Origin of the sequence: Mycobacterium sp. smrl_JER01 (genome assembly GCF_048513595.2) — a bacterium.
Classification (GTDB): Bacteria; Actinomycetota; Actinomycetes; order Mycobacteriales; family Mycobacteriaceae; genus Mycobacterium.
Genome location: NZ_JBLXXK020000001.1, coordinates 4,871,933 through 4,888,694 on the forward strand (window position 1 = coordinate 4,871,933; position 16,762 = coordinate 4,888,694).

At 65.0% G+C, this 16,762-nt stretch carries 11 protein-coding genes; 2 read left to right on the forward strand and 9 right to left on the reverse strand.

The window, feature by feature from the left end:
• Positions 1-10: 10 nt before the first annotated feature.
• The 3 genes from ACNUDN_RS22815 to ACNUDN_RS22825 all read right to left on the reverse strand — a co-directional run bounded on the left by ACNUDN_RS22815 (position 11) and on the right by ACNUDN_RS22825 (position 9,299).
• The gene (locus tag ACNUDN_RS22815; RefSeq protein ID WP_431960681.1) at positions 11-3,442 is read right to left on the reverse strand and encodes a hypothetical protein; all 3,432 of its coding nucleotides are present in this window, start codon (positions 3,440-3,442) and stop codon (positions 11-13) included.
• Between the two features lie 493 nt (positions 3,443-3,935).
• The gene (locus ACNUDN_RS22820; RefSeq protein WP_419124009.1) at positions 3,936-7,565 is read right to left on the reverse strand and encodes a hypothetical protein; all 3,630 of its coding nucleotides are present in this window, start codon (positions 7,563-7,565) and stop codon (positions 3,936-3,938) included.
• A 741-nt stretch (positions 7,566-8,306) separates the two neighbouring features.
• Complete coding sequence (locus ACNUDN_RS22825) at positions 8,307-9,299, reverse strand: LLM class F420-dependent oxidoreductase (protein WP_419124010.1); 993 nt, start codon at positions 9,297-9,299, stop codon at positions 8,307-8,309.
• A gap of 67 nt (positions 9,300-9,366) precedes the next feature.
• Between ACNUDN_RS22825 and ACNUDN_RS22830 the strand changes: the two genes are divergently transcribed.
• The gene (locus tag ACNUDN_RS22830) at positions 9,367-9,792 is read left to right on the forward strand and encodes a pyridoxamine 5'-phosphate oxidase family protein (RefSeq protein WP_419124011.1); all 426 of its coding nucleotides are present in this window, start codon (positions 9,367-9,369) and stop codon (positions 9,790-9,792) included.
• On the opposite strand, the gene ACNUDN_RS22835 is transcribed toward ACNUDN_RS22830, so the two are convergent.
• The 5 genes from ACNUDN_RS22835 to ACNUDN_RS22855 form a co-directional block, all read right to left on the reverse strand.
• The gene (locus ACNUDN_RS22835; RefSeq protein ID WP_419124012.1) at positions 9,789-10,805 is read right to left on the reverse strand and encodes a helix-turn-helix domain-containing protein; all 1,017 of its coding nucleotides are present in this window, start codon (positions 10,803-10,805) and stop codon (positions 9,789-9,791) included. The genes ACNUDN_RS22830 and ACNUDN_RS22835 overlap by 4 nt on opposite strands.
• Before the next feature lie 343 nt (positions 10,806-11,148).
• On the reverse strand, positions 11,149-13,305 hold the full coding sequence (locus tag ACNUDN_RS22840; RefSeq protein WP_419124013.1) for a 3-hydroxyacyl-CoA dehydrogenase NAD-binding domain-containing protein: 2,157 nt from the start codon (positions 13,303-13,305) through the stop codon (positions 11,149-11,151).
• A 4-nt stretch (positions 13,306-13,309) separates the two neighbouring features.
• Positions 13,310-14,521: an acetyl-CoA C-acetyltransferase gene (locus tag ACNUDN_RS22845; RefSeq protein WP_419124014.1), complete on the reverse strand. Its 1,212-nt coding sequence runs from the start codon at positions 14,519-14,521 to the stop codon at positions 13,310-13,312.
• A gap of 142 nt (positions 14,522-14,663) precedes the next feature.
• On the reverse strand, positions 14,664-14,852 hold the full coding sequence (locus tag ACNUDN_RS22850) for a hypothetical protein (RefSeq protein WP_419124015.1): 189 nt from the start codon (positions 14,850-14,852) through the stop codon (positions 14,664-14,666).
• A 41-nt stretch (positions 14,853-14,893) separates the two neighbouring features.
• The gene (locus ACNUDN_RS22855; RefSeq protein ID WP_419125352.1) at positions 14,894-15,043 is read right to left on the reverse strand and encodes a hypothetical protein; all 150 of its coding nucleotides are present in this window, start codon (positions 15,041-15,043) and stop codon (positions 14,894-14,896) included.
• On the opposite strand from ACNUDN_RS22855, the gene ACNUDN_RS22860 reads away from it, so the two are divergent.
• Positions 14,992-15,405: a CGNR zinc finger domain-containing protein gene (locus ACNUDN_RS22860; protein ID WP_419124016.1), complete on the forward strand. Its 414-nt coding sequence runs from the start codon at positions 14,992-14,994 to the stop codon at positions 15,403-15,405. The genes ACNUDN_RS22855 and ACNUDN_RS22860 overlap by 52 nt on opposite strands.
• 135 nt (positions 15,406-15,540) lie before the next feature.
• On the opposite strand, the gene ACNUDN_RS22865 is transcribed toward ACNUDN_RS22860, so the two are convergent.
• On the reverse strand, positions 15,541-16,554 hold the full coding sequence (locus ACNUDN_RS22865) for a helix-turn-helix transcriptional regulator (protein WP_419124017.1): 1,014 nt from the start codon (positions 16,552-16,554) through the stop codon (positions 15,541-15,543).
• Positions 16,555-16,762 lie beyond the last annotated feature (208 nt).

Here is a 16,762-nt window from a genome sequence, read left to right on the forward strand (position 1 = left end):
CCGCTGAGGGTCAACGTCCTGGTCGCCGCATCCCACGACGCGGTGATCGGATTCCCGTCCGGTGCGTGTAACTCAAAACATCACCGGTCTTGTAGGCCGAGGAGATCACCAGGGTGGCCCCGGACAGGTGGTCGGAGTCGAGGTCGCCCAGGGTGACCGAGGAGACCACCTTCACCGGGGCACCACCGAGCTTAAAGATCGGGGTGCCGATCACCGCCACCGTCGGCGGCACACCAATCACCGACACGATCGCCGCACCCGGCACCAGGCTTTGCACCTGGGCGTCATCGGTCACATGCACCGAAATCCCGCGCGCGATCCCACCCTCAGAAGCACTGAAGGTGACCGCTTTGATGGCCTGTTCGTACTGGTCGAGGGTGGCCACCCCGCTGAGGGTCAACGTCCTGGTCGCCGCATCCCACGACGCGGTGATCGGGCTGCCCTCAACAGCAACATAGTTGAGCACGTCGCCGGTCTTGTAGGCCGAGGAGATCACCAGGGTGGCACCGGACAGGTGGTCGGAGTCGAGGTCGCTCAGGGTGACCGAGGAGACCACCTTCACCGGGGCACCACCGAGCTTGAAAATCGGGGCACCGATCACCGCCACCGTCGGCGGCACACCAATCACCGACACGATCGCCGCACCCGGCACCACGCTCTGCACCAGGGCGTCATCGGTCACATGCACCGAAATCCCGCGCGCGATCCCACCCTCAGAAGCACTGAACGTGACCGCTTTGATGGCCTGTTCGTACTGGTCGAGGGTGGCCACCCCCGACAACGTCAGAGTGCGCGTCACCGCATCCCAGTGGGCTGTGATCGGGCTGCCCTCAACAGCAACATAGTTGAGCACGTCGCCGGTCTTGTAGGCCGAGGAGATCACCAGAGTGGCCCCGGACAGGTGGTCGGAATCCAGGTCGCTCAGGGTGACCGAGGAGACCACCTTCACCGGGGCACCACCGAGCTTAAAGATCGGGGTGCCGATCGTCGCCACCGTCGGCGGCACACCAATCACCGACACGATCGCCGCACCCGGCACCAGGCTTTGCACCTGGGCGTCATCGGTCACATGCACCGAAATCCCGCGCGCGATCCCACCCTCAGAAGCACTGAAGGTGACCGCTTTGATCGCCTGTTCGTACTGGTCGAGGGTCGCCACCCCCGACAACGTCAGAGTGCGCGTCACCGCATCCCACGACGCGGTGATCGGATTCCCGTCCGGTGCGGTGTAACTCAAAACATCACCGGTCTTGTAGGCCGAGGAGATCACCAGGGTGGCCCCGGACAGGTGGTCGGAATCGAGGTCGCTCAGGGTGACCGAGGAGACCACCTTCACCGGGGCACCACCGAGCTTAAAGATCGGGGTGCCGATCGTCGCCACCGTCGGCGGCACACCAATCACCGACACGATCGCCGCACCCGGCACCAGGCTTTGCACCTGGGCGTCATCGGTCACATGCACCGAAATCCCGCGCGCGATCCCACCCTCAGAAGCACTGAAGGTGACCGCCTTGATCGCCGCCTCGTACTGGTCGAGGGTGGCCACGCCGCTGAGGGTCAACGTCCTGGTCGCCGCATCCCACGACGCGGTGATCGGGCTGCCCTCAACAGCAACATAGTTGAGCACGTCGCCGGTCTTGTAGGCCGAGGAGATCACCAGGGTGGCACCGGACAGGTGGTCGGAGTCGAGGTCGCTCAGGGTGACCGAGGAGACCACCTTCACCGGGGCACCACCGAGCTTAAAGATCGGGGTGCCGATCACCGCCACCGTCGGCGGCAAACCAATCACCGACACGATCGCCGCACCCGGCACCAGGCTTTGCACCTGGGCGTCATCGGTCACATGCACCGAAATCCCGCGCGCGATCCCACCCTCAGAAGCACTGAAGGTGACCGCCTTGATCGCCTGTTCGTACTGGTCGAGGGTCGCCACCCCCGACAACGTCAGAGTGCGCGTCACCGCATCCCAGCTGGCTGTAATCGGATTCCCGTCCGGTGCGGCGTAACTCAAAACATCACCGGTCTTGTACGCCGAGGAGATCACCAGGGTGGCCCCGGACAGGTTGTCCGAATCGAGGTCGCTCAGGGTGACCGAGGAGACCACCTTCACCGGGGCACCACCGAGCTTGAAAATCGGGGTGCCGATCACCGCCACCGTCGGCGGCACACCAATCACCGACACGATCGCCGCACCCGGCACCACACTCTGCAGACCCGTGTCGTCGGTGACAGAGATCGAAACGCCGCGCGCCAGTCCCCCGGTCGTTGCGGTGAAGGTCACTGCAAGGAGCGCTTGTTCGTACTCATCAGCAGTCGCCATCCCGGACAATGTCAGCGTCCGGGTTGCCGCATCCCACGACGCGGTGATCGGGCTGCCGTCCGGCGCGTTGTAGTTGAGTATGTCGCCGTCTTGACCAGATGTCGCGATCCTGATCGTGGCCTTGGCGATCTGATCCGAATCCGTGTCGGTGATGACGGCCGACGACAGCACCTTTACGGGAGAACCTCCCAGTTTGAAGATCGGGAGTCCGGCTGTCACGACTGTCGGCGGCAGCTGCACGAGAGGATCGATCGTGACCGGGACGGTGACGGTCACGTTGTCCTTCTCGGCCATGCCGAGAAGCCTTGCTATTCCGTGGAAGAGCTTCTGAATCGTCCCGAGTGGGCCGGTGAGGTGCTCGGAGTCATCCCGAATAACGACCTGGAACGTGTCCGGCAATGGCTGGCCGGTCACGATCGTGGTCGGGGTGTAGATGAATTTTCCGGTGATCAAGTCCCGGAAGACCACTCCGTGTTGCGGCTGGATGATGTCGTAGGTCAACGGATCGCCGTTCGGGTCCGTCGCCTTCACATCGATCGAGAGTTGCCCCGTGAAGAGCTTTTCGATCGTGATCGGTCCGTACACGGGTGTCTTGTTGAAGAAGGTATGGGATACCTGACGTCGCACCCAGGCGAGCAACGCATCGAACCACGGCACCTGCGCCGGCGCGTTGGGGCTGGCGAACGGCGATACCACTGCGGATACCAAAGCCGTCACGACGTCAACGGTCTCGACGCTCGACTGAGAGGCGGTGGCCCGCACGACAGGGGTGGTCGACGGAGTGACCACGTCCACCACCTTGACGTCATCCGCTGCAGCGTTCTCCGCGACGGCCTCGGTGCCGGTTCCGGCCGAGACATCCCCGTCGTCTGCATCTCCGATCTCGCCGTCGGGTGCTGCGAGACCCGACTCGTCGTCCCCGACCTCCTCGCCCGCGGCAGAGCCAGAACCCGACTGCTCGACATGGTCGCCGACGTCTGGGGCGCCCTCGTCGGTTTCGGCTGATTCGGTGTCCGAGCCGTTCGCTGGCGGCAAATCGTCATCGGACTCGGTGTCAGACTCTTCGTCGGAGGCGCCTACGTCGGCATCAGGGTCCTCGCTCTCGTCATCGTCGTCCGCCACCTCCGCGTCGGCTCCGGCGTCGGAGTGTGTGTCGTCCGCCGGAGTGTCCCGCTCTACCGAATCGCCCCGTGCCGGCCCTGACGAGGTGGACGCCTCATCAGGTTTCGATTCTGACACCGACGAGTCGGTGTCAGAATCGGCGTATGCGACTCCGGCGTTGGCGACCGCCAAACCGACACCGAGTGAAACGGCGAGCGCACCTACCCGGCCAATGTGTAGCGCGTACTTCGACGTCGTCCTGCGCGAGTGCTTCGCCGATCCGCCCTCCCGGGCACGCTCCACGAGGCACTCGGCTGACCAGAACCCGACCTCGGGGCCAGACGCACCCTTGCGTTGTACGCGATGACGGGCCGGGTTTGCACACATACGTCCTCCGTATTGCTCATGTCCGGTATGAAGTTGTCGATGGCCGCGAGGGCGTGGAGATCCAGCGCCTACTTCCGGTGGCCAGGTAGGCCGCCGGCATATCTATCGGGACGTGTCCGGGGGTCGGTCACCACACCGACAGCGTCAACAGACCTGCCGAGCTGCGAACGCCGGCGTCGTCGGTGACCCTGATCGCCAAAGTCCTTGTCGTCCAAGCTCCGCCGGTCGCAGTGAAGGTGATGGCCTTGAGTGCCGCTTCATACTGGGACTTGGTCGCGGTACCAGTGAGCGTCAGCGTCCTGCTGCCCGCGTCATAGGTGGCGCTGATCGGTACTCCCGCCAGGCCGCTGTAGGCCAGCACATCGCCGGAACGGCCGAACAGCGTGACCTCGACGGTCGCACTCGTCAGGTAGTCAGAGTCGGCGTCGACGATGTCGACAGCCGCGACTGGGTTCACCGGCTGCTTACCGATCGTGTACGACCGTCCGCCGAACGGCGTCACCAGCGGCGGAAGCGGATTCCTGGCACCGGCGAGCACGATTCCCGAGGTCAGGCTCTGCACGCCGGTGTCATCGGTGACATCGATGGTGATGGTGCGCACCAGACCCACACCCTGGGTCGCCGCGAACGTCACCGCCTTGAGCGCTTCCTCGTACTGCGCCTTGGTCGCCAGCCCCGACAGTGTCAACGTACGACTGCCGGCATCCCAGGATCCGGTGATCGGATTACCGGACGGCGCAACATAACCCAGCACATCACCGGACTGACCCAGCAACGTGATCCTCAGCACGGCCTTGGAAAGGAACCCTGAGTCGGCGTCGGCGACATCGACCCCGGATACGAGTTTCACCGGCGCGGCGCCGAGCGTGTAGGTGGGTGCACCGACAGGTGTCACCAAAGGCGGCAATGACCAGCGCGCACCGGCGAGCACGATTCCCGAGGTCAGGCTCTGCACGCCGGTGTCATCGGTGACATCGATGGTGATGGTGCGCACCAGACCCACACCCTGGGTCGCCGCGAACGTCACCGCCTTGAGCGCTTCCTCGTACTGCGCCTTGGTCGCCAGCCCCGACAGTGTCAACGTACGACTGCCGGCATCCCAGGATCCGGTGATCGGATTACCGGACGGCGCAACATAACCCAGCACATCACCGGACTGACCGAGCAGCGCGATCTTCAGCACGGCCTCGGACAGGTAGTCGGAGTCGCCGTCGGCGATGTCGACGGCCGAGACCAGCTTCACCGGCGCCGAACCGAGCGTGTGGGTGGGAGCACCGACGGGTGTCACCAGCGGCGGTAACTGGGTCGCCATCCACACACCGACGGTGACGAATCCCGGCGCGATGTTCGCAACCCCGTCTTCGTCGGTGACCGAGATCGACACACCCCGGACCAGCAGCGCACCTCCGGTGGCCGAGAACGTCACCGCCTTGAGCGCCTCTTCGTACTGGGCCTTGGTCGCCACCCCCGACAACGTCAAGGTCCTGGAGCCGGCATCCCAGGAGCCGACGATCGGATTACCGGACGGGGCAACGTAACCCAGCACATCACCGTCCTGGCCGAGCGTCACGATCTTCAAGATCGCCTCGGACAGCTGGTCCGAGTCGCCATCGGCTATGCCCACGGCAGACACCAGCTTGACCGGATCGCCGCCGAGTGTGTAGCCAGGACCTGGCAACGGCGTCACCAGGGGCGGCAGTTGCGTGGCAGGCCAGACACCGACAGTGACCAAGGCGGGAGCGATGTTGTCCACACCGTCGGCGTCAGTCGCGGAGATGGTCACTCCGCGAACCAGGAGTGCGCCTTCGGTCGCTGAGAATGTCACCGCTTTGAGCGCCTGCTCGTACTGTGCTTTGGTCGCAACTCCGGACAACGTCAACGTCTTCGTGGTGGAGTCCCATGTCGCGATGATCGGATTGTCCTCCGGCGCAACGTAGCCCAAAACGTCGCCGGCCTGGGCCAGGGTGGCAATCTTGAGGATCAACTTGGACAGGTAGTCAGAGTCCCCGTCGGCGATGTCGACCGCCGAAACCAGTTTCACCGGGTCATCGCCGATGGTGAAGCCCAAGCCGGGCAGCGGGGTCACCAACGGCGGCAGCTTGACAGCCGGCCACACCCCGACGGTGACGAACCCGGGCGCGATGTTCTCGATACCGTGCTCGTCAGTCGCCGACAGCGTCACACCTCGCACCAGCAGCGCACCTCCGGTGGCCGAGAAGGTCACCGCCTCGATCGCCTGCTTGTACTGCGCCTTGCTCGCAATACCGCTGAGCGTCAGGCTTTTCGTCTGCGCATCCCAGGTGGCGGTGATCGGGTTCCCCTCGATCGCGGCGTATTCCAGGAGATCGCCGTCCTGTGCCAGTGTCGCGAGTTTGATGATCACTTCGGACAGGTGATCCGAATCCCCGTCCGCCACGGCGACACCAGACACCAGTTTCACCGGATCACCGCCGAGCGTATAGCCGAGACCCGCGATCGGGGTGATCAACGGTGGCAACTGGATGACGGGATCGACGAACACCGGAATGGTGACGGTGACGTTATCGGCCTGGGCAAGTCCGAACATCCGGGCCACACTGTGCAGCAGGCTTTGGATGCTGCCCAGCGCGCCGCTGAGATGCTCGGAATCGTCCCGGATGACCACCTGGAAGCTGTCCTGCAGCGGGTCACCGGCCACGAGTTCGTACGGTGTGTAGATGAAGCGGCCGGTGATCAGATCGCGGAAAACCCAGCCGTGCTCGGGCTGAATGATGTCGTAGGTCAGCGGGTCGCCATTGGGATCGGTGGCATGCAGATCGATGAGCAACTGACCGGTGAAGATCTGCTCGGTGGTGATCGGTCCGTACACAGGACTCTTGTTGAAGAACGTATGGCTGATCTGGCGGCGGACCCATGCCAACAGCGCGTCGAGCCAGGGCGCACGCGCTGGGGCCTGGGGATCTGCCAACGGCGCCACCACATTGGACACGACGGCGGTGAAGAGACCGACCGACTCGGAGCTTTCCAGTTCCAGTGAGGATGCCGCCGGGGCCGTGCCGGTGTCCGTGAGCGAGACGACCGCGATCTGGGGTTCGTCGACCTCGACCGGTGGCGTGTCGGAGAGTTCGATGTCCGAGTCGGCCCCAAGGGCAGCATCGACGGTGTCTTCGTCAGGTCCGCTCTGGCGCGGCGGAGCCGACGCCTCGATCACCGGCGCGGATCCGGAACCTTCGTCCGTGTCGACAGGCGAGGAGGTATCGCTGTCGGGGATGTCGCCCGATGTGTCGTCGAGGTCCGGTTCGTCGAGGCCTGGGTCGTGCGGGTCTGAGTCTGGCTCCGTCTCCAGGGACGGATCGGCGGCCGGTTCCTCGGCGCTGTCGTCAACGTCGTCCTCGACGGGGTCTTCGTCGGCGTCGGGGTCGGTGGCATCGGTCTGCGACTCTGTGTGGTCAGACCCACCGGTATCCGGGGATGTCGCCGGCGCGGCCACTGAGGGGCCACTTGCCGACGAGTTGTTGTCCGATGTCGAGACCGATGAGTCGGTGTCGCTGTCTGCGTACGCGACGCCGGCCGAGTTGGCGACGGCGAAACCGACTCCCAACGACACTGCCAGGGCGCCGACGCGGCCGATGTGGCCGGCATATTTGGACGGTGTGGTCCGGCTGTGCCTGGCGGTGCGTCCGCGCCCAACGCCGTCGACGAGTTCTTTGGCAGACCAGATCTCCGGCTCACCTTTCGAGGTGCGAGCGGCGCGATGTCGGGCGGGAGCTGCACACATATCTCATCCTTCGTTGCTGTGTCTGCGTCCCCCCGCTGTTCTTTTGTCCCGACAAAACCCGAATCGGATGGTGGTGGATCGCGCGTTCCCCCACCAGAGAGCCCCCGCCGAACTCTCCGTGACCATTCCTCATCAGTGTTGCCTGGTTTGCTGGGCGCACGCCTCCAGATTCAGCGCGCGCCCAGCTAGGGGTGAGCCTAAGCCAATAACGTGACTCCGTTAACGAAATTTGCGATCTTTTTTTGCGTCGGCATGCACTCGGCTACCACCTGACAGCTAGTTGCTCTAGCAAGTACCGAGATCACGCGGCAACGTTACCAAGGATCAGCAAATTTGCATAGGCGAAAATTGCGCACAGAAGTACGCCGGATCGCCGGTCATCATCGCGGCGAATGGACACTGTTAGCCCTGGTCGGGCCCGGCGGTGCAGGCCTGGGTTTGCGGTCGGCAACCCACAGTCTGCACTGTACGGAGCTGATGATGCTGGCAGATGACGTTGCTCAAATCGCGACTGCGTGCGGACCTGGCTCAGCGGACACACTGCCCCCTGCCATCCCACTGCACGTCCGGACGGGGCGGCCGCGGCCGGGCGATGTCGAGGACGGCGTCGCGAGCGTCAGTATTTGCCTGTTACGTGCTGACAGGACACCGGTCGACGCCGGAACGGCGTGGGCAGCCTGGAACGACATCACCGGTCGGCGACCCGCTCGTCACGAGCCGCCGATCCGCGGCCACCGGCTATCAGGACAGCGCCGGAATTACCTCGCGCTCGAACAACTCGACCCCGGAGCGGTCATAGGCGGCCTCGGGGAAATAGCAGATCACGTACTCGCATCCGAGACCACGGAGTCGCTGCAGCGCTTCCACGAGTTGCTCGGGCGTGCCGCTCCCGCCCGCCGGCGTACTCATCGAGTTCAGCATGGCGTCGGCAGCCGGTTCGCCGGTCAGGGCGCTGATCCGAGAACGCACGCCTGCCAGCCGCTCCCGCACTTCCGCCTCGGAAGACCCGACGACGGCATTGATGTTCGCCGAACGGACGATGGCGTCGAATTCGGTCCCCACCTCGCCGCAGTGGTCTGCGAGCACCTGTGACTTGTGGGCGAAGCCCTCCGGCTCCGCGGTGAAGTTGGTGTACTGCGCATACTTCGCGGCGATACGAAGTGTCACTTTCTCACCACCCCCGGCGATCCACAGCGGGATTCCGCCGGGTTGCAGGGGCTGGGGAGCGACGATGGCCCCGTCGACCTGATAGTGCTTGCCGTCAAACGTCACGACGCCGTCGCGCCAGGCGTCGCGCATGATCTGGACGCCTTCGTCGAGCCGTCCCAACCGAACGCCGGCCGTGGGAAAGCCGTATCCATAGGCCCGCCACTCGTGTTCGTACCAGCCGCCACCGATACCCATCTGGATGCGTCCGCCGGAGATGATGTCAGCAGTCGCGGCAACCTTGGCGAGGTAGGCCGGATTGCGGTAACTCATCGCCGTGCACATCTGCCCCAGCTTGATCCGCGACGTCGTGGCTGCGTAGGCCGACATCAGCGTCCAGGCTTCATGGGTGGCTTCCGAGGTGGGGACCGGAACCGTATGGAAATGGTCGTATACCCACAACGAGTCCCAGACGTCGCCGCGGTCCACATAGGCAGCGAGATCACGCATCGTCTGCCACTGCTCGTGCGGTGCGATGCCGACCAGGTCCAGCCGCCAGCCCTGGGGGATGAAGATTCCGAAGCGCATGCCCTCGACTTTAGGCCCGATACCTCATTTCGCGCGGTAGTCGGCACCGGTCAGTACCGTACGAATCATGGCCCTTTCCAAGGATGAACGTGAACATTTTCTCGCCGAACCCCACGTCGCTGCGCTGTCCGTTGACGCCGGCGAGAACCGTGGCCCGCTCACCGTGCCCATTTGGTACCAGTATTCGCCGGGGGGTGAGCTGTGGTTCACCACCGGCGCCGGTTCGCGTAAGCACCGGCTCATCCAGGCGAGTGGCCACGTGTCACTGATGGTGGACCGCGTGCAGCCCACCGTGCGCTACGTGGCCGTCGACGGTCCGGTCCTACGCATCGAGACCGGCACTGACGAACAACTCGTGGAGATGACCAAGCGCTATCTGGAGCCGGAGAAGGTGGACGGCTACCTCGAGTTCGCCAGGCGCGAGCATGGCGAGAGCGTGGCCGTATTCGTCGACCCGAAACACTGGCTCTCCGCAGATCTCGGGGCGGTCTAGACCGGCTCGGTCGCCGATGGCGTGCGTGGCGCAACGGTCGGTTCCACCTGTGGCCCGGTGAACGCGCTGCGGTAGTCACTCGGGGTGGTACGCATCTGCCGGGCGAAATGATGGCGGAAGGTCGCCGGGGACTCGAATCCCACTCGCACGGCGATCTGCTCGATGGACAGCGCCGACCCCTCCAGCAGCGTCAGACTGGCGTGTACCCGCTGCTCGATGAGCCACTTGATCGGCGTTGTACCGGTGGCCTTCTGAAAGTGCCGCAGATAGCTGCGCCGCGACATCGCCGAGCGGTCGGCCAGTTGATCGAGCGTGATGGGTTGGTCGAGATTCTCCATCGCCCAGGCCATTCCCGCGGCTATCCGCCCGTCGTCCAGAGGTTCGGGCACGGGGTTCTCGATGTACTGCGCTTGCCCACCCGACCGGTGCGGTGAAATCACCATCCTCCGGGCGAGGTCGTTGGCCACCCGTCCTCCGTAGTCGTTGTGCACGATGTGAAGGCACAGATCGAGGCCCGCGGCGCAGCCGGCACTGGTGAGGACGCGACCGCTGTCGACGTAGAGCGGTGCCGGATCGACGTCGACGCCGGGATATTGCGCCTTGAGCATGTCGGCGTAGATCCAGTGGGTGGTCGCGGTGCGGCCGTCGAGCACTCCGGCCGCGGCGAGCACGAACGCGCCCGAACAGATGGACACCAGCCTGGCCTGCCGCTCGTCGGCCGCTTTGATGGCCGCCACCAGCGCCGGCGATATCGGCTCGGCGACGTCGCGCACGCTGGGAATCACCACCGTGTCAGCTGCGGCCAGGTCGTCGAGATCGTAGGAGGTATGGACAACGGCGCCACCGAGCATCCGGTTCTCGGTGTGCTCGGAGCAGAGTTTGACCGAATACCAGGGCCGCGCCAGACCCGCGGAAAACCGCTCGGACAGTTCGGTCATACCGAAGATCTCAGCGGCCGTCCCCGATTCGAAACCCGACATTCCGTCATAGGCGAGGATCGCGACAGTGTGCATGTCACTATCTTAAGCAAGATAGGCACCAGGGCCACTTTCGCGTCAGCTCCGCAGGCGGGAGGGTGGAGTCATGTTCTACAAGCGACATTCCCCCGGGCTCCGTATACTGCGGAAGCTGCGCTCTTCCCGTACCTTCCGACCGATACTGTCCTTCGCCGCCGGTATCCACGCCGCGGGCGGGATTGCCCACGGCGTGCAGCCCTCGCCGGTGTCCGCGGCTCGACGATGAGCCCGCACCTCCCTACGCCACGCCGGACCGCGTGCCCCTCGGCCGAAACCGCGAAAACCCCCGCGACCTCGGGGGTCGCGGGGGTTCTGCGTCAGTCGCCTAGGGCGTCAGCACTCAGGCCAAGGAGGACGGCGGGTTGAAACGCTCGCCGTACTTGGCGGCCAACTCCTTGGCGCGAGCCACGAAGGCTTCCTTGCCGATGCCACCGGCGCCCTGATACCCGACGATGAACTGCGCCGAACCGCCGGTGTAGGGCGGGAAGCCGATGCCCATGATCGAGCCGATGTTCGCATCGGCGGTCGAGGTGAGCACACCCTCGTCGAGGCACTTCTGAGTCTCCAGCGCCTCGGCGAACAACATGCGATCGATCATGTCCTGCAACGGGATATCGGCCGCGCCGGAACCAGACCCGGCATTGAACGTCTCGGCGAGACCGGGCCACAGGCCAACGCGCTTGCCGTCGACGTACTCGTAGAAGCCCGCACCCTTGAGCCGCGATGGACGACCGATCTCGATCATCTTGTTGACGACTTCCTCGGCCGGGTGCGCCACGTAGGTGCCGCCGGCCGCCTCGGTCGCCTTGCGGGTCTCGGTGGCGATCTTCTGCATCAACTCCAGGTTGAGCTCGTCGGAGAGCTGCAGCGGAGCGGCCGGGTAACCGGCCTGCGCCCCGGCCTGCTCGATGCTGGCCGCCGGCACGCCCTCGCCGAGCATGGCCAGCGCCTCGTTGACGAAGGTGCCGATGACACGGCTGGTGAAGAAGCCACGGCTGTCGTTGACCACGATCGGGGTCTTGCCGATGGCCAGGGTGTAGTCGAACACCCGGGCCAGCGCCTCGTCAGAGGTCTTCTCGCCCTTGATGATCTCTACCAGCGGCATCTTGTCCACGGGTGAGAAGAAGTGGATGCCGATGAAATCCTCCTGGCGCTTGACCCCGGAAGCCAGGCCGGTGATCGGCAGCGTGGAGGTATTGGAGCCCAGCAGCGCGTTCGGCTCGACGATGTCCTCGATCTCCTGGAACACCTTGTGCTTGAGGTCCTGGTTCTCGAACACGGCCTCGATCACGAAATCGACACCCTTGAGATCGGCCGGATCGTCGGTCGGAGTGATCTTGGCAAGCAGCGCCTCGGAACGCTCCTTGGTGGTGCGACCCCGCTCCAGCGCCTTGGCTTCCAGCTTCTCGGAGTAGCCCTTGCCCTTCTGGGCGGCTTCGAGCGAAACATCCTTGAGCACAACGTCATAGCCGGCCTTGGCCGAGACGTAGGCGATACCGGCGCCCATCATGCCCGCACCCAGCACGCCGATCTTCTTGATCTCCTGCTTGGCGATGCCGTCGGGACGCGAGGCACCGCCGTTGATGGCCTGCAGGTCCAGGAAGAACGCCTGGATCATGTTCTTGGCGGTCTGGCCGGTCACCAGCGAGACGAAGTAGCGGCTCTCGATGCGGGTGGCGGTGTCGAAGTCCACCTGCGCACCCTCGACGGCGGCGTCCAGGATGGCGCGCGGCGCCGGCATGGGCGCACCCTTGAGCTGCTTCTTCAGCAGCGCCGGGAACGACGGCAAGATGGCGGCCAGCGCCGGATGCGACGGCGTGCCGCCGGGCATCTTGTAGCCCTTCTGGTCCCACGGCTGGGTGTGGGCGTCGGGATTGGCCTTGATCCACGCCTTGGCGGCCGGAATGAGTTCGTCGACGGACTGGACGAGCCGATCCACAAGCCCAATTTCCAAGGCCTTGCCCGGCTTGAAGCGCGTGCCCTGGCTGAGGATCTCCATGAACGCCTTCTGGATGCCGAACATGCGCACGGTGCGCGCGACGCCGCCGCCGCCGGGCAGCAGACCCAGGGTGACCTCGGGCAGACCGATCACCACGCCCTTGACGTCGGCGGCGATGCGGTGATGACACGCCAGCGCGATCTCCAGGCCGCCACCGAGGGCGGCGCCGTTGATGGCCGCCACGACGGGTTTGCCCAGGGTCTCCAGCGCGCGCAGGTCGGCCTTGATGAACTCGACCTCGGCGAACGATTCGGCGGCGTTGTCGGGGCCGACCTTCATCATGCCCTTGAGGTCACCGCCGGCGAAGAACGTCTTCTTCGCGCTGGCGATCACCACGCCGGTGATCGAATCCTTCTCCTCCACAAGGCGTTGCACGGCGTTGTGCATGGATTCCTTGTAGTGCTCGTTCATCACGTTGGCCGAACCGGTCGGATCGTCCAGCGTCAGGGTGACGATGCCGTCGGCATCCTTGTCCCACTGAATAGTGTTCTCGGCCATTGCTTTACACCCTCTCGATGATGGTTGCCACGCCCATGCCGCCGCCGATGCACAGCGTGACCAGCGCACGCCGCGCGTTACGCCGCTCAAGTTCGTCGACCATGGTGCCGGTGATCATGGCGCCCGTGGCACCCAGCGGGTGTCCCATCGCGATGGCGCCGCCGTTGACGTTGAGCTTCTCGTCGGGGATGTTGAGGTCTTTCTGGAACTTCAGCACCACCGAGGCGAAAGCCTCGTTGAGCTCGAACAGGTCGATGTCGTCGACCGTGAGGCCGGCGCGGTCGAGCACCTTGCGGGTGGCCGGAGTCGGGCCGGTGAGCATGATGACCGGGTCGGCGCCGCTGGTCGCGGTGGCCACGATGCGGGCGCGCGGGGTCAGGCCTTGCGACGTACCGGCGGACTCAGAACCGATGAGCACCAGCGCCGCGCCGTCGACGATCCCCGAGCTGTTGCCGCCGGTGTGGACGTGGTTGATCTTCTCCACGAAGTGATACTTCTGCAGCGCCACATCGTCGAAGCCGCCCATCGCACCGATGCCGTCGAAGGCGGTCTTCAGCTTGCCGAGGCTTTCCACGGTCGATCCCGGGCGCATGTGCTCGTCGTGATCCAGCACGACCAGACCGTTCTGATCCTTGACCGGCACCACCGACTTCGCGAAGTACCCGCCCGACCAGGCTGCCGCGGCCCGGTCCTGCGAACGTGCGGCATAAGCGTCGACGTCCTCGCGCGAGAAACCCTCGATGGTGGCGATCAGGTCGGCCCCGATGCCCTGGGGGACGAAGCCGATCCGGTAGTTGGTCTCGGGGTCGCTGGCCCAGGCGCCGCCGTCAGAGCCCATCGGGACCCGACTCATCGATTCAACACCGCCGGCAAGCACCAGGTCGTCCCAGCCGGATCGGACCTTCTGGGCGGCCAGGTTCACGGCCTCCAGGCCGGACGCGCAAAACCGGTTGAGCTGGAAGCCGCCGGTGGTCTCCGGCAGGCCGGCGACCAGGCCGGCGGTGCGGGCGATGTCGCCGCCTTGGTCGCCCACCGGGGAAACGACGCCGAGGATGACGTCGCTGATCAGGTTCTCGTCCAGGTCGGGATAGCGGGCGCGGATCTCGTTGATGAGACCGACCACGAGGTTGACCGGCTTGACCTCGTTGAGCGAACCGCCGCGCTGTTTGCCGCGAGGGGTGCGGATCGCTTCGTAAATGAAGGCTTCTTCGGACATGTGTTCTCCAGGTCCTGTTCAGGGGTTTCGCGGGTTTGAGCCCGCGGGGAGGCTGCTCCTCTGTGCGCGATGCTAGCAGCCTCGCCCAACCGCTTGGTTGGGCAGCCTGGAGTGCGGTCAGATTCGGGCTGACGCCGGTCAGTCAGTCAGAGGTGCCCTCGGTGTCGTCGAAGAACGACCATTCGCCGTCATGCTCGACCTCCATGCGCCACCCCAGCTCGGAGTTGTCGGCCTTCTGGTCGACGAACCACGCGTGCGCGTCCTCGGCACTTTCGATGTCTTTGGTGTCGACGACGTCGCCCTTGGGATTCAGAACACGGTAGGTAGCCATCCCCGTGTGTTTCCCGCCGCCCGAAGGGTTCACACATGATGTCACGGGTTGAACTTCGAGTAGCCGCCGAAAGTCCAGCGCAGGCCGGTCTCCTGCTCGATCGCGATGACCTGTTCGACGACGAAGTCGACGGTCTGCTGTGCGCCGGCGTGGGTGGCCGCCCGCTCCAGACTCCAGTCGACGGTGGACACTGCGCACTGCCATCCGAGCCCTCGCCGGGTCGCTGGTGAAGGCAGAACCCGCGGACGATGACGCGGTGGCAGTCCTCAACCGTCACGCTGCGATGCCTTCGCGGTGGAGCGAACTGTCGATGCATCCCACGCCGCACGTCGTCGCCACCAGCGACGGAGGTGAGATCGAGTCGGCACTCGGCACCATCGCCGCCGATGCCGTGGAATTGTTCGGCGGACCCGACCGTGCCCACTTGCGGGCCTGCGGCGCCCCGGGCTGCATTCTGTTCTTCCTCAGCGACGGCCGGCGTGAATGGTGTTCCCACGGCTGCGGTAACCGGGCGCGGGCTGCGCGCCACTACGCCAAGAACAAGAAGACGTGACCATCGCTTCCCACCCTGGCAGCGCTTCGACGCCGACTTCATCCAGGGCGGAGGGTGGATGCATCCAGCGGGCGCTGGTGCGTAAAACCTCACCTCGTGGGCTCCAATCATGTTGTGCGCCCGGGTGATGACCCCCTACACCGCGACGGACTGCCCACCTCCGAGGTCGCGCAGTACGTCCGCCGACACGAGGCCCAGCGATATGGCGTGCGACGCACACGACGCGCGGTTTGCCGCACCGAGTTTGGCGGAGGCACTCTCCAGGTGATGGCCGGCAGTGCGCGCGCTGATGAACAGCCGCTCAGCGATTTCCGAATTGGTGAAACCGCAGACCGCCAGCGTGAGCGCGTCAAGCTCGCGCGGCGTGATGCCCATCGGCAGCGGTACCCGTGTCACCAACAGCACCGCGCACAGACTGTCCCCGCGATATCGCGACGATGTCGCGATACGCCGCACGTGCAGCCAGGAGTTCCCGTCATGCCAGCGCAGCGCCTCAGGCCTGAGGACAGGCGCCGCAGCAAGGAATGACAGGGCCAGCTCGCTGATCGCCAGCGCATCCAGGGCGGAATCAAATGTGTCGCCGTACCGCAGCAGGTGCGCCCGACCCAGATCATCGACGGCCCAGGCCTGCGCATCAGGTGCGATCAGCTCGGAGACGATCCGCGGCCGTTGGGAGAAGTCCAACTGCTCGGCCACCTGTGTTCGCAGCGCGTTGATCTCGGCCACGTCATCGTCGCTCGGGTACCGGGGATCGTCGCAATTGACATGGATCGTTCCGACGTAGGTGCCGTCGGTTGTCACCAGCCGTGCCGAAAGGCCTTCGTCGAACCCGGCAGGGCGGAAAACGTTGTTGACCGAATAGCCGGTTCGGTAGTCGGGAAAGTCGCGCCATCGCAAGGCACCGAGACCGTGCACGCGCATCGCGTCGAACAGCGGGTCGTTGTCGACGAACCATGAGTTGAAGTGGTCCATCACCTCGTCGGGATAGTCGTGGTTGGCCACGCCGACGTGGCAGCGCCGGATCGGATCCCACAGACAGATCGCCGACGCCGACGACGCCGCCCGGCCGGCGAGCGTGTCGAGCAGATCGTGGGCGCGGGTCTCGGTGCTCAGCTCACTGCCCAGCACGTCGCCATAGATCCCAGCCATACCTGCGTATTCCTTCGCCGTCTCCCCCGGGTCAGTCAGGCCATCATCGACAGGTGGTGTTTCCGCGACGTTTCCGACTTGAGGCAGGGCGGAAACGACTCGGTGATTTGGGAGATTTCTCCCATGGTGGAGGTGGGTCGTGGTTTCTACGCTGGGCGGCACCGAAACTCGTCCCACAACGCCGTGCGGACACCCAATGCCTCACCAG

Bases quoted from the DNA above. Each gene is read 5' to 3' on its own strand.
- ACNUDN_RS22820 (WP_419124009.1), bottom strand. From the start codon at position 7,565: ATGTGTGCAGCTCCCGCCCGACATCGCGCCGCTCGCACCTCGAAAGGT.
- ACNUDN_RS22825 (WP_419124010.1), bottom strand. From the start codon at position 9,299: ATGCGCTTCGGAATCTTCATCCCCCAGGGCTGGCGGCTGGACCTGGTC.
- ACNUDN_RS22830 (WP_419124011.1), top strand. From the start codon at position 9,367: ATGGCCCTTTCCAAGGATGAACGTGAACATTTTCTCGCCGAACCCCAC.
- ACNUDN_RS22835 (WP_419124012.1), bottom strand. From the start codon at position 10,805: ATGCACACTGTCGCGATCCTCGCCTATGACGGAATGTCGGGTTTCGAA.
- ACNUDN_RS22840 (WP_419124013.1), bottom strand. From the start codon at position 13,305: ATGGCCGAGAACACTATTCAGTGGGACAAGGATGCCGACGGCATCGTC.
- ACNUDN_RS22845 (WP_419124014.1), bottom strand. From the start codon at position 14,521: ATGTCCGAAGAAGCCTTCATTTACGAAGCGATCCGCACCCCTCGCGGC.
- ACNUDN_RS22850 (WP_419124015.1), bottom strand. From the start codon at position 14,852: ATGGCTACCTACCGTGTTCTGAATCCCAAGGGCGACGTCGTCGACACC.
- ACNUDN_RS22865 (WP_419124017.1), bottom strand. From the start codon at position 16,554: ATGGCTGGGATCTATGGCGACGTGCTGGGCAGTGAGCTGAGCACCGAG.